Here is a 20,538-nt window from a genome sequence, read left to right on the forward strand (position 1 = left end):
TTACTTTATAATAGTTAATATCTTATTCTTATTGTCGCCCTTACGGATCGTCCGGGCATTGGGAAATATTTCACAATCTCGTAATTCTTATCCATCAGGTTCAATACTTCCACGCTGAAAGAGGTAGTGATTTTTCTGATCTGAAAGTCACGGTTTGCAGAAATGCTGTGGTCGCTATAACTATCCAATCGGTTTTCGGCAATGTTTTGTCCTAATGCATAGCGTTTTCCGGAAAAAAGGAATGAATAAGACAGATTGATCCACGGTGTTTCGACGCCTGCCTGTCCCGAAGCGGAGACGCGGGGAGTGTAGGCTATTTGATGTTTGTATGTCGATTCATACGTGTTCGGATCGGGCGGGGTGACATCTAAAGCTCGTTGGTATGTGTAGTTACCCGAGAGGTTGATGCGTATTTTATCCCAAGGTTGGAGGGACAGGCTTCCTGTGGCATCAATGCCTTTGATGTCAACTTCACCCAGATTCTTCATGCTCCATACGGCAAGGTTTTTGGTAGGGTAGGCGATAATTTTATCTGTCACTTTGTTATAATAGGCGTCAACGGTTACTGACAGATAGGGTAGGAACGGGCATACATTTTTATTGTATGTCAGTCCGATGTTGTATTGTTTGGCCTTTTCCGGCTTTAGTTGGGTGTTGCCTACTTCTTCGTAATATAAGTCGTTGAAACTTGCCAGACGGAAAATGTCTTTATAGAAGAAGCGGATGCGGAATTCTTCATGCTGGAAAGGTTTGAAAGCGGCACTTACATAAGGGGTTAGCTTACGGTGATTGCCGGCACTACCGCCTTTTTTCACATCTTCATTGATAACGGTTGCCAATGCGGATGCGGAGATTGTTAACCAGTTATTTACGTATTTTCCGGCGAATGCTGTCAGCCATGCGTAACGTGTGGGGTGTACAAAGTTGGCTAGATCGGCGTTCATGGTGTTGATGCTTCCATCTGTGGAAAGTGAGAAAGAGAGGTTGCTCAACAGTCTGTATAGTACAGAAGCGGAAAGGTAATATTCCTGCTGGTAATAGCTGTTTTCTGTTTTCTTTAAAGAGTTCTTGGTATCGGGGTCCAGATAACGTTGATAGCTCCAATTCCACTTGGCAGAGGTTTGGAACACCCATTGCCGGCTGAATTCTTTCTTGTATTGACTTTGTATGAATGTGTTTTTATCCCACAAGTGTTGTGTGGAATGGTCGTTATAGAAGGTTGTAGCTTTGGGTAGTCCCCGGGAGGACTGAAAGTAGTAGGCTTTCAACCGCCATTGTTCTTTATCGGAGAAGTTGCCGTAAAGTCCGGCTTCGGCACGGAATGTCTGTACGTCTGTATTCTTTCGTTTTTCACGTGAGGACAGGTCTTCTGCCGCATTTCCATAATGTAGTGTGTACGGATAATGTCCGTCGGAGGACATCCATTCGCCATTGGCTGACATGCTCCATGTCTTATTGAATTGTTGTTCCAGTAGCAGGGAGGGATTGATTAATCCCCAGGAGCCGGTTTTGAAAGCTCCGGCTATATTGGTCTTTTTGCCTTTGGTGAATAGCGGCGTGAGTGTCTGTATATTCAATATGCCTGCTGACGCGAAGAAGCGGGCAGGTTGGAAGATGTTATCGCTTTGTCCGTTGTTTAGAGAAAGGCGGTCTACGTTGTCGAGCGAGAAACGCCCGATATCTATTTGTCCGGTTTGGCAGTCGGTCAGGGTGATTCCGTCATAACCGACAGCAGTATGTTGGGCTCCCAGGCTTCGTATGGATACTGTTTTCAGTCCGCCGATACCTCCGTAATCTTTTACGGTCACTCCGGCAAAGTGTTTCACCGCGTCGGAGACTTGCAGGGCGTGCAGGTTTTTCAGGGCGTCTTTGGAGAAGACTTGCAGGGGAGCGGTTGAGCGTACTTCGCGGGTCTGGTAGATATCTGATACTGTTATTTCGGGAATAGAATATGTATGTGTCGTATCTACCTTTTGCTGTTGTGCAAAAAGTGGTATGGATAAGAATTGGCAGCTGAATGCTACAAAGATCACTTTATTAAATGTTCTTTTCTTCATTTATTCCTTTTTCAGTCTGTTGTTGTTTAAAAGTGTCCGGGCGAAATCCCTTCGACCGGACACGCATAAATAAACTTGGCAGAGTTTATCTGTTTTAACACACTTTCTCTGAATCAGAGTGATGAATGAAATGATAGACGACTTGTCCGGTTCATTAGACTCAACGCTTTTTCCTCGAAAGCAGTGAAACTTATTTGCATGGTAGGTCTTCTGACTTATTCCTGTTACAAACGCCTTCCCGGATTGGTCTCCAGTGGCAATGAGTGAATTGCTTGTAACTTGTATGGAACTTACAGCAGCGGGACTGTTCAGGACTTGCACCTGATTCCCTTTTAATTGCTTCCCCCGCATGGGAGTCGCAAACCAATGCGCGACAAAGATAGGGAGTTTATTTGTTTTTTCCAAAGGGATGTTCTTTTTCTTTCGTCTTGATACGAAAGAGAAAGAACCAAAAAGAAAGGATCAAGGCTGCGTTTTTTCAGCTACTCCGGTGCTTCCTTCGGCTAAAGGGCAGAAACTCGCTACGCTCAAACAGTCTGCCCTTTTTGACGCCGAAGAAAACACCTGCGCTTGACGCTGAAAAAACGAGGCCGGGAGACCATGCGGCGTGGGCGGTGTGGCATGGGCACGTGTGTGGGCGGCGTGGGGGCTTATTGTTCGCCTTTCATTAGCAGGTATTCTTCGATGGTTTGCGCGGGAGCATCTTTCAGAAGTACTGTCTTATCCTTGTTTAGAAGGTAGAGGGTAGGGATGGCTTTCAGGTCATACAGTTGTTGTTCCTTGATAGCGAAGGTCTTATCATATCCGTTAACCCATTCTTTTGGGAATTCATTTAGGTGTTTTCGCCATTCGTCCAACTCTTCGTCGGGATAAATGGAGAGGACTGTTAGTCTCTTTTGTTCCAGAAGTTGATTGATGATAGGGGCATTTTTTAATGCTTCGATTGTCTCCGTGCAGGCATGGCATCCCGGGTTATTGATAAATAATAAGGTATAGTCCGATTTTTGTTGATAAAGAGAACCCTGTGCGCCGGAAGCTAATGTATAGTTAAAATTCAGTGCTTTGGTTCCGATACGGTTTTTCTGAGCCAGTTCGCGACGGGCTTTGGGACGTACCTTTTCTATTTCTTCCAGTACGGGAGAAGCCAACATGGCATCCAGTACAGGGATATAAAACTCTTCGTTACGCATCGGGGAGTTAGGGTCGTACAGATATTTGTCTGCCAAATCAGTGATGTAAGTGAATACTTTCTTATTCACATTTGTCCGTTCAATTGTTTTCTGTATAGCTTGCTGTGCAGTTTCCAAAGGGACATGATTCAGTATATCACAATAGTCCGCCCAAGCTTGTTCGGTCACTTCGGGATGATGGATATAATTGGTATCGGCAAAGTTTACGTTATCCCAATAGTGCTTTACTAGGAAATCTGCCCGTAGCTCGGGTGCTGTCAGCATTGGCGGGATGGCAGGTAGCGTAAAGGAGGTGATGGTATCTTTGGGAGCTTCTTTGGAGTTTTGGCTGGATGCATTCCCGCTTTTGCAAGCGCAAAGCAGTAGAATACAGAAGACTGGGATAAGATTTATATTTGTTCTCATAACTTGCTGAATTGTTTTCAATTTACTATTGGTGAGCAAAGATAAAAAAACTATGTGTGAAAATGCACTGTTTTAATGAAAATGCTATATTTGTGTCGGCAAACAAACATACAATGCATATCTATGATTAAATCCACCTACATATTCTTCGTTTTTTTTATGCTGACGGCTGTGTGGAGTTGCAACCGACCTTCTGACATGCAGCGGGAACATCCTGCCGTTTCTCCCACATTCTATGCCGACAGTCTTCGTACATTGGGGCGTGGTATCCGCTTGATTAAGGAGGAGAAGGAAAGTCTGGCTTTCCCGCCGCTTGATTCCGTGTTCCGGCTTCCGGTGGACGATGTGCTCACTACCGAAGAATTGCGCCGTTTATCTTCCGAATCTCTCCGCCGGTTAATGATATACTTCAATCTGATGATGAACTTTGAGTCCGGCTATCAGTATTTTGATTCGTTGGAGCGGGCGAAACACCCCGTTGTCTCCCGATATTGCCGCAGGGAACTGTGGGTGGCAAAGGCGCAGATGCTTATGGCGCTCGACCGCCATGCGGAGGCGGTGGACTATCTCAACCGGGCGATGGCACTGAAAGATGAGAACAACGACCCGTTGAGCGAGATATTTTGTACAGCTACGGCAGGCATCACTTATATGGGTGTCGACACTATCAGCACTCGTGCCGAGTCCGCTTTCCGTAGAGCCTGCCGAGTGGCAGAACGCTCGGGCCTAAGCAACTATTGGCTTTATCCACAAGCTATCGGGCGGCTTGCCGATATATACCTTCAGCAGGGGAAGTATGAAGAAAGTATCTCCCTCTGTCGTGAAGCTATCCGTCTATGTGAGAAGTCGGGCAGCTATCACGGCAAGCTAGTGGTGGCGGAGATTCTGACGGAAGCCTACCGCCTGCTCGGGCTCTATGATGAAGCGTTTCGCTATTGTGCCGTAGGAACGGGCGAGCCGGCACGTGCCGAAGTTGACAATAACTTGATAGGTCGTTTCTTCATTGCGAAGGCGGAGATACACAACAATCTGAATCGCCCCGACTCCGCACTCCTGGTTCTTGCGCAGGCCGACAGTTGCTTTGACCGGACGAAGAACGACTACTATCATTTGATGCTGCAGATAGACCGGATGTATTACCTTGCCGCCTTTCCCGACTCTGTGAATGTGGCTTTGAGAGGCTTTGCCGCACTTGAAGGTAAAGTTCCCCGTCATCGCCTGCCATATTATGACTATTATTACGGTGCCACTCTTGCCCGCGTCGGTAAATGGTTGGAGGCAATCCCCCTGCTTCGGAAATCTATTGGCGAGTTGAAAGATATATCCGAGCTTCACCCTGCTTCGGAAGCGGCGGAATTGTTAATGGAAGGCTATCGCCACACGGGGCGGGCAGCGGATATACTCACCGTCTTTCCCGAATACCGGGTGATGAGAGATTCGGTGACCCGCAAAGACAAGATACGCCAGTTGGCATCGGCAAATATCCGTTTCGAAACACAGAAGAAAGAACAGGAGAATCTTCTGCTGACTGCCGAAGTCCGTCTTCAGGATACCCTGTTGCATGTGTATTTCATAGCCGGAGTGTGTACATTGCTACTCGTCTTTTTTATAGCCGGCTGGATGGTGATGCGCCACCGCAATCTGCGGCTCCGGTGGCAGCTCGAGGCGCAGGAACATGAGCGGGCTGACGAACGGTTACGTGACCAGGAAAGCAGGCTTCACGAACTGATAGCCGCCCGTCAGGACTTGTACGAACGCAACCGCTCCCTTATCCGCCAGCTTTCTGATATCCAGGCGCGCCACCGCAACACGTGCGAACTTGACAGCGTGATGGAAAGCCTTCAATCCCACTTGCTCACCCGTAAGGAAGAAGAGGATTTCCGTAACGCCTTTTTGTCCGTCTATCCGTCGGCGCTGCTGCATCTTCGTGAAGCCTGTCCGGCGGTGACACGTAGCGAGGAACTGTTTTGTATGTTGGTTCTGCTCAAACAATCCAACGAAGAACTGGCGCGGACGCTCGGCATCAGCGTGGCAAGTGTGTCCAAAACCCGATACCGCATCCGTGTGAAGCTTGGTCTGCCCGAAGGTTCGGACACTGATGCGGAAATCCGTCACATTATGGCAGGGGAAGATTTATAGAATCGGTTCTTCCAGTCATTCAGCAATATTAACCCGGAACTTTCATCATTAAACAAAAAATGTCTATCTTTGTTGTCAATATACACAACCATTACATTAATAATGGGAAGATTTATTAATCCCTTTACCGACTATGGCTTTAAGTTTTTATTCGGCAGAGAGGTAGAAAAGGAGTTATTAATCGACTTCTTGAACGATTTGCTCTCTGGAGAGCACGTGATTACCGACATCCAGTTCCTTAACAACGAACAGCAGCCGGAAGTAAAAACAGAACGGGGGATTATCTACGATATCTACTGTATGACTGACACAGGTGAACGGATAATCGTAGAAATGCAGAATCGTGAGCAACCTTACTTTAAAGATCGTGCTCTCTTCTACCTCTCTCGTGCGATTACGCAACAAGCTAAAAGCGGTCCTTGGGACTTCCGGTTGGATGCTGTATACGGAGTGTTTTTTATGAACTTTGTGATTGACAAGGACATGCCTGCGAAGATAAGGACTGATGTAATCCTTTCCGACCGGGATACAGGACAGCTTTTCAATAACAAGTTTCGGCAGATTTTTATCGAACTGCCTAACTTTGACAAAGAAGAGGATGAGTGTAGTAACGATTTTGAACGATGGATTTATGTATTAAAGCATATGGATACACTTGATAGAATGCCTTTCAAGGCACGTAAAGCCGTTTTTGAACGACTTGAGAAGATGGCCTCCAAAGCGAATATGACTCCGGAGGAAAGAGCTCAATATGAGAAGGAATGGAAAGTTTATAACGATTATTTCAATACGTTGGACTTTGCCGAACAGAAAGGTATGTTGAGAGGAAAAGAATCGTCCGCCCGTATGATGAAATCCAAAGGTTTGGCTATCGATTTAATTTCAGAATGTACGGGACTCACTGCTGAAGAAATTGAGGCATTGTGAAAAGATAGATAACAAACAGTAAGGGCGGCTCGTTAAAAAACGGGTCGCCCTTACTGTTTGTATGCGCCAAGCCTTTTCCTGACAGCCTCTTCTCTATTTTGTCCATGAATCTGTCCATTCCCATTTTGTCCTTCGTCGGGCTGAAATAATTATTTTTGCCCCGGCGAATAAAAGTTTAGCCTATATTGTTTGCTGTTTTTCGGCTTTTCTTTATCTTTGTCACTGCCCTTGTGAGAGAGGGCGTGATTTTTAGATAACGGAAAGCGTTTGAAGAATATCATCTTCGTCAATCAAACTTCGCACCTTTGACTTGTCACCGTGAAGATGAATGCAACAAATGCTCACGTTCCATTGTTTATATGGATGCCTGTTTGCGCCCCCGCTTCCCCCTCCGTCCGGAGAGGGGAGGGGGACGATACACAAGCTTTATATACGCCAATGGCGTGAGTGTTCTGTTGCTTATCTACGGTATGGGCAGTGCGAAGGCCCCGATTGACGGATAAGCATACGGACACTTACGCCTTTCTTGTATATAAATTTTTGTAATCTTATGTTACAGGTATGAGAATGAAAAACAAACAAAACGTAGCGTGGAGTACATTCCGTTACTTCGTACTGGCATTTTTGCTATGTCTATCGGTTGTTCCCTTGCGCGGTCAGCCGGATGCTGCCGTCCTTTCCTCACCTTCGGCAGACAGCCTGATTATTTTCAGCTATCCTTCACGTATCCGGATGTTCAAGACGGAATATGCGGACAACCGACTGTCGTTGCGGAAGTTGAAGAAACGGCTGCGCACCTTTCGTAAACGTCAGGACACCCTCTACGTGCAGAGCTATTCCGGCAGTTGGGACGATGAAAAGTCGAATCTGCGCGCCGCCTACTGGCGTGCCAACAATCTGAAAGGCTATCTTATCGACCACTACGGACTGCGCGAGCGGCATTTCCGGACACTCAACCACCCGTTGGCTCATCCCTTGTGGGGAGAAGTCGTCGTGGTAGGTTGCCGAGGTTTCCAAGATTGCCAAAGCGAGATTCCGCAAAACCGGCAAGAGCCTGCAAGTGCGGCGAGGCGACAGGAACAACAGGAAGCCCTTCCGGTTGCCTTGCAGGGAGACAAAGAGCCTGTTGACTCTTCCGCCGTGGCTGCCACGGCTGTTGTGCCGGATGCAGCTACTGCACCTGTTGCACCCGATGCAGCTACTGCTCTTTCTACTTCGGTTGCTTCTTCTGCTTCAGTTACTCCTTCTTCTTCCACCGCTTCCACCTCTACAGCTACCTCGCCTTCACTTCCCGCCAACGGTCGTTACCTTGGCGTGAAAACCAACCTTGCCGCTTGGGCGGGCACGATTATGAACGTGGCGGCGGAAGTGCAGGTCGGCAAGCATCTTTCCGTAGAGTTGCCGATATTGTGGTGTCCGTGGCACATCAGCGGCAAACATGCCGTGAAGACCTTCACCCTGCAACCCGAAGCCCGTTACTGGCTCTCGAAGCCCGGCTCGGGACATTTCTTCGGTCTTCATGCCCACGTAGGCTGGTTCAATGTGAAGTGGAATCGCGACCGTTATCAAGACGCCGACCGTCCGTTGCTGGGCGCGGGCGTCAGCTATGGTTATCTGTTGCCGCTCGGCGGACATTGGGCGGGAGAATTTACCCTCGGTGCAGGCTATGCCAACATGAAGTACGACACCTATTATAATATAGACAACGGCGCACGGATAGACACACGGACGAAGAACTACTGGGGCATCACCCGCATGGGGCTTTCTATCGTCTATCGCTTCAACCTTAAAAAGTAACGGCTTATGAAACAGAAATATGCTATAGGATTTATCACCTTCATGTTGGCAACCGTCCTTGCCGCTTGTGTACACGACTATCCCGCGATGACACCGGACGGTGAGGAAGGCATCGACCCCACGCTTGTAGAGGTCAGTACCGAAGTGACCCTCGACCTCGAACTCCTACCACTGGAAATCATCACCAACAAGGCACACCGCGGAATCACAAAAGCCCGTGCCGGAGAACAAACGGATTACCGCCGCCGCTTCATCATCGAAGCATGGCGCGACGGCAAACCGGCAGCCCGGCAAGTGACCGTCATGGACAATGCCGACGAAGCCGGCAACGGGAAAATCACGCTCCCTGTCCATTTGAAGCTGTACGCCGTAGAATACACCCTCGCCGTATGGACGGACTACGTTGTGGCAGGCACGACCACCGACCTCTATTATAATACGGAGAACTTGCAGCAAGTAACTTGCACCACGCCCTACACCGGAAGCACTGGCTACCGCGATTGCCTCTACGGCAGCACCACCCTTGACCTGCGCCCCTACCGGGACGAATGGAACGTCCGCGTACAAGCCAAAGTCGACATGGTGCGCCCGTTGGCAAAATACCGTATTATCGCCACCGACGTGCAGGAGTTTCTGGCAAAAACACAGCGGCAACGCGATGCCGAAGGCGGCAACAACACCTACACCGTCACCTTTTCCTACGGGTTCTATTTCCCGTTAGGATTCAACACCGCCACGGGCAAGCCGATGAACTCCGTGCAGGGCGTGACGTTCTCCACCCCTCTCACCATCCCCGACGACGGCACGGAGAAATGTCCGCTAGGTTCGGACTTTATCTTCGTGAACGGCACGGAATCCTTTGTGCCCCTGAATATTGAATTGGCGGACGCCAACGGAAAGGTAGTGTCGCGTACCCGGGGACTGGAAGTGCCCTACCGGCGGGGACACCTCACCACCCTGCGAGGCAACTTCCTCACCAACGAAATGCAGGGAGGCATCAACATCGACACCGGATATGACGACGAGATAGACATCGACCTCGATTCTTTCTGAAATGACAGGTCAATATAATAAAACAAATTTAATCACAGTAAACGATGAACAGAAGTATGAAAAAGAACCTTTTCTTCGGGTTAATGGCTCTGGCAGGGCTATTCACCTCGTGCAGTCAGGACGACACCGACGCTTCCCCGACTGCGGACAGCAACCAAGTAAGCATGAGCATCGGAATGCCTGCCGATTTTGTAAAAACACGGGCTTCCGCCCCCGCTACGTTTCCCGCCGGCCATACGCTGCGCTGCATCCTCGAAGTGTGGACGAAAGATGGCTCTACACGAAGAGTACGCCAGGAGCAGTTGGTAACGGCTGGTGCCGCTAACATTACATTTAGTTTTGAATTGGCAGACCAAGGTGACTACAAAGCCGTGCTTTGGGCGGATTACATCGTTTCGGGTGCAACGGCGTCAGGCGACCACTATCCCGATAAGTATTACAAGACTGATAATGCCGATGGCTTGAAGAAAGTGACTATCATCACCGCTGCTTATACATACGCCGACCAACTACGTGAGGCATTTGCGGCAGTAGTACCGTTCACCAAAGGCGCTACGGCTAAGAACGACCTTACCGCCACGCTTGTCCGTCCGCTTACGAAAGTGACGATTGCGGAAAAGAACACCGAGATGATAGGCAAATGTAAAGACATGACGGCAACATACACCGTTCCGTCAGAATTCAATGCTTTTAGCGAGGAGGTAAGCCCGACAGCTACCTACGATGCCACCTACATCACAACCTCAATGGACGGCACGGATATTACTATCAATGGAAACAACTGCAAAATCCTCTTCTCCGATTATGTCTTTACCACTGCCGACGCCACGTTGGGCGGAATAAAACTTACGTTTACCGGGACAGGTAGCATAACGATGAACGATAGAGACATTCCTGCCAACATCCCCCTGAAACGCAACAACTGGGTACGGGCTGCCGGAAACCTGATTACAGTCGGAAACGATCCGGCGGTAACTTTGTCTGTAGATATGACCACTGACTGGGTAAGTCAGGATGTAACGGATATTTCGGATATCGTTAAGGTGGGTGACTTCTATTATGCAGACGGCACATGGTCTACCGCCCTCGATGCGAACAAGACCTGCATCGGCATCGTTTTCCAGACCGACCCCTCGCGCATCGGCGACAAAGAAAAACAGGTGTTGGCAGCAAAAGGCGTTGCCACGCCGCATGGTCTGGTCATGTCATTGAAGACCGTAACCAAAAGCCTTATGAGTTGGGGGGAAGATCACGATTTCTCCGAGCTGACGAAATGCACGGATAAAGTTGCCTGCAACGCAGACATCAACGGACTACTTAATTACACCACGGTAATCGACTATGCGGCCGCAAACAACAAAGAACTCGAAAATTTTTATCCCGCTTTCAAGGCCGTGAAGGATTATGTTGTACAGGCTCCCGAAAAGACGACGGGGTGGTACTTGCCCTCCATAGGTCAATGGTATGACTTTACCGCCAATCTGGGCGGTCTCCCAAGCTGGGATGACGCCATAAACGAAGGCAACGACCTAACCCCCAACCTGTATAGATGGAGTAATCAGACAGAACTCGTAAGTAAGATAAATGCCTATTTCGAACCGTTGGGCACTGGGAACTATGACGCAATCCCGAATGGGAGCTATCAGAAATTCTTCTCTTCCTCGACGTACTCCGATTCGGGTATATGGACGTGGTTTGTGGGTAAGCAGGCGAACGTTGTGCAATGCTGGCATAATGTCAGGTACAACTCCGATTCCGCCGTGCGCCCCATCCTCGCTTTTTAAGAATGACACACGGGGACGGGGTATCCAGGTCACTCCATCCCGTCCCCCTACATCATATACGTCCCAAGCCGCTGGGGGATGCAGTCGGCGGCAATATCATGAACCTTGTCCTTTTTCCCTTGTCGCCGACTTGAGAAGCGAACATCACTTCTCTTTATAGGATACCTTCCTCGATAGGAGCAATTGCCGGAAGCGACGCAACTGATCAAGGTAACAACCATAAAAAACATCACACTTATGAAAAAGATACTCGTCATCATCAACAAAAACTGGGAAACGGAACCCGTGCTCAACGCCCTGACCAACCCCAAACTGCGTCCCGCCGCCTTACCATTCCCTGAAGTGATAAACACTCCGTGCGACGGAGACAACCGCATGAGCCAACCCCGTGCTGTCTTCTCCCTTCCCCGAGAAGGAGAAGAACCGTTGCAAGTCGTAGTCCGCTGCATCGAAGACCTTATGGCAACGGGAGTCAACACTTCGAGTTCCCTCGAAAAATACAAAGTGCTCCCGCAAGCCATTGCTGCCGATGCCGCCGACCTCATCATCAGCGTCAGCACCGCCAACTATCCCGACCCGGCAGTGACCCATAACGGAACCGTTGTCCTCGGCGGCAACTTCTTTATCCACGACGGAAATCCCGACAGCCATACCGATCCGGAACACAACCTTATCGACGACCGCGTAGGCACCTTCATCGCTTCCAACGTAGCCCCTGCCGTGTTCAGTCTGGCCGAAACCGTCAACGCCCGCCTGCACTGTTACCCCGGCGGCGCATGCAAACTTGTCCCGCCGCCCAACTTCCCCGCACCGCAACTCGTGTGTGAAGGAGCGTCCACCTTCACGGCAGTAGGCTCCGTCAACGTCACCGACTACGGTTCATACGACACGATAGACGCCCAAGCCCTTAAAGAATTTGCCGCTGCAGCCCCCGAAGGGTATACGGCAAACTCCATCGAAACCACCCACGGCGTGGTAAAAATCAGCACCTCAGGCGAACCTATCCTCTTTCTTTCCCCCATCACCGACCGTCTCAACCATTTCAACGAGGACGTGACCGACACGCAGAACTACGTGTCAGCCTTCAACGGCGGCCTTGCACTGGGCGAACTGCTTTGCGCGCTGGCGGAATACGGAGGGGAACGGCAAATATGATAATTGAGATAATTCGCAACATTTATTAATCACGCTTCCTTCTTGCAGCACCCCATCAGGAAATGCTTGCAGACACGGACAGACAAAGGTCGTCACTGAGGTAGGCTAAGTCCGACACCGAGGTAGGCAAAGGTCGTCACCGAGATAAGCAAAGTCCGTCACCGAGTATTAGTCTTATCGGGATGCGGCAGGGAAGAGGTAAAAAACATCAACTTATGGGATTCTTCAAGAAAGTAAAACAGAAAATCAATGGAATGTGGTATCCGCAATCCATCACCGTTGGCAAACCTGTCACGACGGACGAAGTGGCAAAACGTCTTGCCATTGAATCCACCGTAAGCCCTGCCGACACCTTTGCCGTGCTCAAGTCCCTTGGCAGCGTATTAGGTAGCTACATGGCAGACGGCCGCACCGTCAAACTCGACGGCGTGGGCACATTCTACTACACAGCCGTTGCTTCGGGCAATGGAGTGGACTCCCCCGACAAAGTGACTGCCAAGCAAATCACCGGCGTCCGTGTCCGCTTCATCCCTGAAACGAGCCGTTCATCCAACAACCAGGTTACCACCCGTTCCCTCGTCGATTCCAATATCTTCTGGGAAGAATGGGGCGGAAAATCCACTACTCCCAGCGAAGGTGGCGGTGGTGAAGGGGGAGGAGAGGCTCCCGATCCGGCAGCATAAAGCCGGATGCTTTTCCGGTGCTATAAAAAGGACGGGTTCCTGCACTGCAAAAGGACTTTTCTGTATTGCCAAAGGCTCCTTCCGGCATTGCCGCACGACCCTTTAAGATGAAAGATTCGTTTTCACTCGCCGCTGCTGTAGCCTGCTGCCGGATGAGAGAAACGAATCTTTCTTTGTGTGCCGGGGGAAATAATCGGTTCTTGACAGAACAATCTGCACCGGAATTGTTATCTTTGCCCGTAGCATTGATTATAATAAATGGAAAATTTATGAAACGAAACAAATAAGAGAGATTATACGTCGCGTGGCTCCTACGGCAAAAACTATTTTATATGGTTTGCAAGCAAGGAACGAAGCGCGTAGCGACAGTGATATTGACCTGCTTATCCTGCTCGACGGCGAGAAAATGACATTGAAGGACGAAGAATCTATCACACTGCCACTTTACGAACTGGAACTGAAAACCGGAGTCTCTATCAGCCCGATAGTCACGCTCAAAAAACTTTGGGAGAACCGCCCATTCCCCCCCCTTTTTATATTAACGTCACCAATGAAGGTGTCGTGTTATGAGAGAAATCTTGGATGAAGGAAGCCGAAGTAATGATTCGGGAAATGTTTTAAAATGTAGCTACCCCTCTATTTCTCCTTTGCCAGTGTAAATACAAACTCAAGTCCGCCTCCCTGATTGTTCTTGGCGGAGATGTTGCCGCCGTGGATAATAACGGCGTTCTTCACAATAGCCAGTCCCAATCCTGTTCCGCCTAGTTTGCGTGAGCGACCTTTGTCTACCCGGTAGAAGCGTTCGAAGAGACGGTTCAGATGTTCGGGTGATACACCTATACCAGTATCGGCGAAGCTGAAATAGTAGAAATTCTCATCTTCACGGAAACAGTTGATATTTATCTGAATATTGCTTCCGGCGTATGCGATGGCATTGTCCATCAGGTTGCGGAAGATGGAATATAACAATGAATAATTACCTTTGACTTGTATGCTCTTTTTCAGAGAGTTGATTACTGTGATATGCTTTTCGTCGAGTTCCAGAGATACTTCATTGATAATATTTCCGACCAGTACACTAATATCCACTCGTTCCATATCAATCATGCTGGCGGCTTCGTCCATGCGGGTGAGTACGGAGATGTCGCGTAGCAGCCGGCTCAAACGATTGCTTTGTGCATAACAACGTTCGAGGAATACGTTTATCTTTTCACGTGGAATATTCTCGTTGCTGACAATGGTTTCCAGATATCCTTGAATACTGCTGACAGGAGTTTTCAACTCATGGGCGATATTTTGAGTCAGTTGGCGTTTGAGTCTTACTTGTTCTTCTTCCTGGGTGACATCGTTGATGGAAATCTCAAAGCTGGCATCCTGGAAGATGATACATTCTACGATAAATGTCCGCCCGTTCTTGTTGATGGTAACTGACATTCGTTTTTCGCCTTTTCCTCTCGAGCGTTCCTGCTGGTTCTTATTGATAAAATGAATAATCTCTTTTAGTTCGTTGATGGCAAAGACTTCTTCTGTTGTTTCCAGGTTGGAATCCGAAATCAGGTTACTGTATTGGGTGAAAAGATTGTTGACTAGAATTTCTTTCTTGTCTTTTGTGAATACTCCTAATCCTTCGTGCGAGATTTGGAGATGAGTGATTAGCTTTTCACGTTCGATGTAGAGAGCTTCTTTGGTTTCGTGCAATCGTTTGTAGATTTGGATGATGTGTTGTGAGATTTCTCCTAGTTCATTATGTGGAAAAGCGGATTGCATAGCCATTTCGATAGGCTCGTTTCGGTCGGCACGCATGGCAAATTCACGGAGCTGGCTGATGGAAGTGCCCAGTTTGTTGGTGAATTTATAGAAGATAATCATTAATAATAAGGTCACGATGATGGTAAACCATAGATAGTGTGGATCTGCTTGCAGGTTGTTGATGAGGCTGACGTTATAAGGCAAAGCCGAACGGACAATATAATCTTTATAACGAGTGGCCGAATAAAAATAGGGAACTCCGGTTGTTTCCGAAGTACGACGTACGTCATATCCGTTACCATGCTTTATTGCTTTCTGTACTTCCGGACGATTCAGATGGTTTTCTATTTGGTTATTATGATTTGGATAACTGTCGTAAACAACATTTCCTTCTGCATCAATAAGGGTCACACGCAAGTCTTCCAGAATATGTTTGTTGATATAACCGCTGATTATTTCGCTATCAAGGGGTTGCTCTTCCAATTGTTCGTAGAGTCTGCTGTTGTAATCTTGCAGTTTTGTATTCAGCAGTTCTATTTTATATTCCCGTTCACGTTGATACTGGTACGCAATAAAACAAATGGCAAATACCAGAAAGAGTGAAATAACCGAAAGGAACAGCTTCCGGCTGAAAGAAAGAAAATGTTTTTGAGTTACAGGCAGGTTCATAATAATTGCTTAATTCGGTATTATTACTTATTCAGCTTCAAAACAGTATCCATATCCGAGACGGGTGACAATACGTTTGCCGTATATACCTATCTTTTTACGTAAACGGGTGATGTTTACGTCGATGGTACGGTCGAGCACATACACTTCGTCACTCCAGATACGGGCTAGAATGTCTTCGCGTGAGAATACGCGTCCCTTATTCTGTACCAGTAGAAGCAATATTTCAAATTCTTTTTTAGTTAATGGCACTTCTTCGTCGTCGATACTTACTTTCTTCTTTGTGATGTCAATAACGAGCGACTGATAAGTAAGACGTTCGGGTGCTCTTTCCGTTTCCGTTGTTACCGTACGTCTTAATACTGCTTTCACACGGGCAATGACTTCACGCAGGGAGAAAGGTTTCGAAATATAATCGTCTGCTCCCAGATTGAATCCGGTCACAGTATCGTTTTCAGTATCTTTTGCCGTGATAAAGATGATAGGCACTTTTGCTGTTTTTTTGTCTTTCTTCAAGATGTTGGCCATTTTGAAACCGGAGATTTCTCCCATCATCACATCGAGGAGAATTAAGTGATAACTGCTGATGTCCATCTTCATTGCCTCTTCGGCAGAATTTGCTGTATCAACCTCATAACCTTCGTTTTCAAGATTGAATTTCAGAATCTCACAGAGGTCTTCTTCATCGTCGACAACTAGAATACGGTAATCGTTCATAAGATATATGTATTAATGTGATATGACAAAGTTACGTTTTTATTTTATCCTTTGCAAAGATGAGGAGACTTTGTTACGGGCAGATGAAACAGACGTTACAATCGTGTTACATTCTGTGAATTCCGGGAATTGATACGGAATATGGAAGTTTTTGTTGATTGTAAGAGGAAAAAACGCTCGCTATTTGTTATCTTTGTTAGCGAGATACAATAGAAATGTTTGACTATAGAAACTACAAATAATGATAAAAATTGACTTAAAACGACATCGGAAGGAAATAATAGGATCTGTTGTGGTACTGTTAATTCTCCTTGGCGGTATGTCTGTGTTTAAATATACTTCATTCAATTCCGGTTTTGAGATTGTAGACGATCTGGGAGGAAATATATTTCCTTCGGCGATTCTGTCTGTTGCCACCACTGATGCACAAGTGATTGTTCCGTCGGATTCGACGTCTTTGGGAAATCCGAAGTCGTGTATTGCCGTTCGGTTGAAATCGAAGACAGCTTATAGTCGTGTGCGGATTGAAGTAGCCGAAACGCCTTTTTTCTCCCGCTCGGTGTCGGAATTTGTATTAAACAAGCCCAGGACAGAATATACGATTTATCCTGATATTATCTGGAATTATGAGGCACTGAAAAATGAGGTGCAGGCAGAGCCGGTAAGCGTAGCCATCACAGTGGAGATGAACGGAAAAGATTTGGGACAACGGGTGCGTACTTTTTCAGTGCGTAGCATCAATGAGTGTCTGTTGGGGTATGTGGCTAACGGAACTAAATTCCATGATACCAGTATTTTCTTTGCGGCTTATGTCAATGAAGAAAATCCGATGATCGATCAGTTACTTCGTGAAGCATTGAATACTCGGATTGTTAATCGCTTTCTCGGTTATCAAAGTAAGGCTAAAGGGGCGGTAGACAAGCAGGTATATGCCCTTTGGAATATATTGCAGAAACGTAAATTCCGTTATAGTTCTGTTTCCAATACCAGCCTTTCGAGCAATGTTGTTTTCTCGCAGCGTGTCCGTACGTTTGATGATGCACTGGAATCTTCACAGATTAATTGTGTGGATGGGAGTGTGTTGTTTGCGTCGTTGCTTCGCGCCATTAATATTGATCCTATTCTGGTACGTACACCGGGGCACATGTTTGTAGGATACTATACGGATAATTCGCACACGAATAAAAACTTCCTGGAGACAACGATGATTGGTGATGTCGATCTGGATGATTTTTTCCCGGATGAACAACTGGATTCTACAATGGTAGGCAAATCGCAGAATGAGATGTCGTTACTGACTTTCGAGAAATCGAAGCAGTATGCTAATAAGAAGTATAAGGAAAACGAAGAAGGAATCCATTCCGGAAAGTTGAATTATATGTTTTTGGAGATTTCTAAAGAAGTGCGGAGGAAAATACAGCCGATAGGTAAATGATATTCGTTTTTAATTCGTATTTTTGCCCAAGTAATCATTTTAATATAAAAGGATGCAAGGCAAGAAATTTATCTCTCCCGGAGCATGGTTTTCTATGAACTATCCATCAGACTGGAATGAGTTTGAAGATGGCGAAGGCTCTTTTCTTTTCTATAATCCCGAAGTATGGACGGGAAATTTTCGTATATCCGCATTTAAAGGAAAAGCCGGTTATGGTAAAGACGTCATCCGGCAGGAACTGAAAGAGAATGATTCGGCTTCGTTGGTGAAAGTCGGAACGTGGGAATGTGCGTATAGCAAAGAAATGTTTCAGGAGGAGGGGACTTATTATACTTCCCATTTGTGGATTACAGGAGTTGACGATATTGCTTTCGAATGTTCTTTTACTGTACCTAAAGGCGGAGTTGTGAAGGAGGCGGAAGATGTAATCGCTACTTTGGAGGTACGCAAAGAAGGGCAGAAGTATCCTGCTGAACTGATCCCGGCCCGTCTTTCTGAAATCTATTTGATTAATGAAGCGTACGAATGGGTGGTATCCACCGTGAAGCAGGAATTGAAAAAAGATTTTCAGGGAATAGAAGAAGACCTGGAGAAACTTCAGCAAGTGATTAATAGCGGTAAGATTGGCTCGAAAAAGAAAGAGGAATGGTTGGCAATCGGCATCACAGTCTGTATAATTCTGACGAATGAAGTGGAAGGTATGGAATGGAAAACGTTGATTGACGGTAACCGGGAAGCTCCTGTATTACAATATAAAGACCGTATCATCGACCCGTTGAAACTGGCATGGAGTAAAGTAAAGGCTGGAGAACCTTGCGACATTATTGAAGAGTATAAATCCGTGATTATTAATCACTAATCACTAACCAACTAATTACTAAATTACGTGGCTGTACCTTATTTACAGATAGATAACCTGACCAAGTCCTTCGGTGACTTGGTTCTTTTTGAAAATATATCTTTTGGCATTGCTGAAGGCCAGCGTGTAGGATTGATAGCGAAGAACGGCAGCGGAAAAACTACTTTATTGAATATAATCGCCGGAAAAGAAGGTTATGATAGCGGTAACATTGTTTTCCGGCGTGACCTTCGGGTGGATTATCTGGAACAAGATCCACAGTATCCCGAAGAGTTGACCGTGCTTGAAGCCTGTTTCCATCACGGTAACAGTACCGTGGAACTGATAAAAGAGTATGAACGTTGCATGGAGACTGAAGGTCATCCGGGATTGGAAAATCTTCTGGCGCGTATGGATCAGGAGAAAGCCTGGGAATATGAACAGAAAGCCAAACAAATTCTTTCGCAACTCAAAATCCGCAACTTCGACCAAAAAGTGAAGCAACTGTCCGGTGGACAGTTGAAGCGCGTTGCTTTAGCCAATGCGTTGATTACCGAGCCGGATCTGCTTATCCTTGATGAGCCAACCAATCACCTGGACTTGGATATGACCGAATGGCTGGAAGATTACCTGCGTCGTACCAATCTTAGTTTGCTGATGGTGACGCACGACCGTTATTTCCTTGATCGTGTTTGTTCGGAGATTATCGAAATAGACAATCAACAAATCTACCAATATAAAGGTAACTACAGTTATTATCTCGAGAAACGTCAGGAACGTATCGAAGCTAAAAGTGTAGAAATAGAACGTGCCAACAACCTTTACCGTACGGAACTCGACTGGATGCGCCGGATGCCGCAGGCACGCGGGCATAAAGCCCGTTACCGGGAAGATGCTTTTTATGAATTGGAAAAGGTGGCAAAGCAACGTTTCAACAATGATAATGTGAAGCTGGAGGTGAAAGCATCCTATATCGGTAGTAAGATATTCGAGGCCGATCACTTGTTTAAGAGCTTCGGTGACTTGAAGATACTGGATGATTTTTCTTATATCTTTGCCCGCTATGAAAAGATGGGCATTGTGGGAAATAACGGAACAGGTAAATCTACTTTCATCAAGATATTAATGGGGCAGGTTGCGCCCGACAGTGGAACGGTGGATGTTGGTGAAACTGTTCGTTTCGGCTATTACTCGCAGGATGGCCTTCAGTTCGATGAACAAATGAAGGTTATTGATGTAGTGCAGGATATTGCCGAAGTGATTGAACTGGGTAATGGAAAGAAACTGACTGCTTCGCAATTCTTACAGCATTTTCTGTTTACTCCCGAAACGCAACATAGCTATGTCTATAAGTTGAGCGGGGGCGAGCGTCGTCGTCTTTATCTGTGTACCATCCTGATGCGTAACCCTAACTTCCTGGTGCTTGACGAACCTACCAACGACCTCGATATTATCACTCTGAACGTGCTTGAAGAATATCTTCAAAATTTCAAAGGTTGTGTGATTGTTGTTTCTCACGACCGCTACTTTATGGATAAGGTAGTAGACCATTTGATGGTATTCAATGGACAGGGAGATATTCGCGACTTCCCCGGAAACTATAGCGACTATCGTGACTGGAAAGACGCGAAAGCTCAAAAGGAGAAAGAAGCTGAAAAGCCGCAGGAAGAAAAGACTGCCCGTGTTCGTTTGAACGACAAACGGAAGATGAGTTTCAAGGAAAAACGAGAGTTCGAGCAATTGGAAAAGGAGATAGCAGAATTAGAAACAGAAAAAGTGCAGATTGAAGAACTCTTATGTAGCGGTACCCTTTCTGTTGACGAATTGACAGAGAAATCGAAACGTTTGCCTGAAGTCAATGACCTGATTGATGAGAAAACAATGCGATGGCTGGAACTTAGTGAAATAGAAGGCTGATTTGTGCCATTGTATCACTAGAA

At 46.9% G+C, this 20,538-nt stretch carries 14 protein-coding genes, 1 pseudogene and 1 riboswitch; of the genes and pseudogenes, 11 read left to right on the plus strand and 4 right to left on the minus strand.

Annotated elements, in window-relative coordinates; translation table 11 throughout:
• Window positions 1-14: 14 nt before the first annotated feature.
• Both BSAG_RS19190 and BSAG_RS19180 read right to left on the minus strand, forming a co-directional pair.
• Window positions 15-2,057, minus strand: a complete 2,043-nt coding sequence (locus tag BSAG_RS19190) for a TonB-dependent receptor plug domain-containing protein (protein ID WP_004316214.1) — start codon at window positions 2,055-2,057, stop codon at window positions 15-17.
• A 182-nt stretch (window positions 2,058-2,239) separates the two neighbouring features.
• Window positions 2,240-2,440, minus strand: a riboswitch (cobalamin riboswitch).
• 267 nt (window positions 2,441-2,707) lie between these two features.
• Window positions 2,708-3,652, minus strand: a complete 945-nt coding sequence (locus tag BSAG_RS19180) for a DUF5106 domain-containing protein (protein ID WP_004314851.1) — start codon at window positions 3,650-3,652, stop codon at window positions 2,708-2,710.
• Window positions 3,653-3,727: 75 nt separating this feature from the next.
• On the opposite strand from BSAG_RS19180, the gene BSAG_RS19175 reads away from it, so the two are divergent.
• The 8 genes and pseudogenes from BSAG_RS19175 to BSAG_RS0222600 all read left to right on the plus strand — a co-directional run bounded on the left by BSAG_RS19175 (window position 3,728) and on the right by BSAG_RS0222600 (window position 13,760).
• Window positions 3,728-5,791 (plus strand): tetratricopeptide repeat protein, encoded by a 2,064-nt coding sequence (locus BSAG_RS19175; RefSeq protein WP_008997353.1) that lies wholly within the window; start codon window positions 3,728-3,730, stop codon window positions 5,789-5,791.
• A 102-nt stretch (window positions 5,792-5,893) separates the two neighbouring features.
• Entirely contained in the window at window positions 5,894-6,718 is an 825-nt protein-coding gene (locus tag BSAG_RS19170; RefSeq protein WP_004314849.1) for an Rpn family recombination-promoting nuclease/putative transposase, read from the plus strand.
• Window positions 6,719-7,285: 567 nt separating this feature from the next.
• Window positions 7,286-8,515 (plus strand): DUF3575 domain-containing protein, encoded by a 1,230-nt coding sequence (locus BSAG_RS19165; RefSeq protein ID WP_008016239.1) that lies wholly within the window; start codon window positions 7,286-7,288, stop codon window positions 8,513-8,515.
• Between the two features lie 6 nt (window positions 8,516-8,521).
• Window positions 8,522-9,568 carry a DUF6562 domain-containing protein gene (locus BSAG_RS19160; RefSeq protein WP_004314847.1) on the plus strand — a complete coding sequence of 349 codons (1,047 nt, stop codon included), beginning with the start codon at window positions 8,522-8,524 and terminating at the stop codon, window positions 9,566-9,568.
• Between the two features lie 56 nt (window positions 9,569-9,624).
• Window positions 9,625-11,352, plus strand: coding sequence for a DUF6562 domain-containing protein (locus tag BSAG_RS19155; protein WP_225473997.1), 1,728 nt, complete (start codon window positions 9,625-9,627; stop codon window positions 11,350-11,352).
• 237 nt (window positions 11,353-11,589) lie between these two features.
• Window positions 11,590-12,507: a hypothetical protein gene (locus BSAG_RS19150; RefSeq protein ID WP_004314845.1), complete on the plus strand. Its 918-nt coding sequence runs from the start codon at window positions 11,590-11,592 to the stop codon at window positions 12,505-12,507.
• Between the two features lie 215 nt (window positions 12,508-12,722).
• Window positions 12,723-13,190 (plus strand): HU family DNA-binding protein, encoded by a 468-nt coding sequence (locus BSAG_RS19145; RefSeq protein WP_004314844.1) that lies wholly within the window; start codon window positions 12,723-12,725, stop codon window positions 13,188-13,190.
• 265 nt (window positions 13,191-13,455) lie between these two features.
• Window positions 13,456-13,760 (plus strand): annotated as a pseudogene (locus BSAG_RS0222600) (nucleotidyltransferase family protein).
• 66 nt (window positions 13,761-13,826) lie between these two features.
• Here BSAG_RS0222600 and BSAG_RS19140 read toward each other — a convergent pair.
• Window positions 13,827-15,608: a sensor histidine kinase gene (locus tag BSAG_RS19140; protein WP_004314841.1), complete on the minus strand. Its 1,782-nt coding sequence runs from the start codon at window positions 15,606-15,608 to the stop codon at window positions 13,827-13,829.
• A gap of 27 nt (window positions 15,609-15,635) precedes the next feature.
• Window positions 15,636-16,325 (minus strand): response regulator transcription factor, encoded by a 690-nt coding sequence (locus tag BSAG_RS19135; protein WP_004314840.1) that lies wholly within the window; start codon window positions 16,323-16,325, stop codon window positions 15,636-15,638.
• Between the two features lie 241 nt (window positions 16,326-16,566).
• On the opposite strand from BSAG_RS19135, the gene BSAG_RS19130 reads away from it, so the two are divergent.
• Genes BSAG_RS19130 through BSAG_RS19120 form a run of 3 tightly spaced genes read left to right on the plus strand, consistent with a single transcriptional unit; the run spans window position 16,567 to window position 20,515 of the window.
• Window positions 16,567-17,760 carry a hypothetical protein gene (locus BSAG_RS19130; protein ID WP_008019595.1) on the plus strand — a complete coding sequence of 398 codons (1,194 nt, stop codon included), beginning with the start codon at window positions 16,567-16,569 and terminating at the stop codon, window positions 17,758-17,760.
• A 52-nt stretch (window positions 17,761-17,812) separates the two neighbouring features.
• Window positions 17,813-18,619, plus strand: a complete 807-nt coding sequence (locus tag BSAG_RS19125; protein ID WP_004314838.1) for a DUF3805 domain-containing protein — start codon at window positions 17,813-17,815, stop codon at window positions 18,617-18,619.
• A 27-nt stretch (window positions 18,620-18,646) separates the two neighbouring features.
• On the plus strand, window positions 18,647-20,515 hold the full coding sequence (locus tag BSAG_RS19120; RefSeq protein WP_004314837.1) for an ABC-F family ATP-binding cassette domain-containing protein: 1,869 nt from the start codon (window positions 18,647-18,649) through the stop codon (window positions 20,513-20,515).
• Window positions 20,516-20,538 lie beyond the last annotated feature (23 nt).

Origin of the sequence: Bacteroides sp. D1, assembly GCF_000157095.2 — a bacterium.
Classification (GTDB): domain Bacteria; phylum Bacteroidota; class Bacteroidia; order Bacteroidales; family Bacteroidaceae; genus Bacteroides; species Bacteroides xylanisolvens.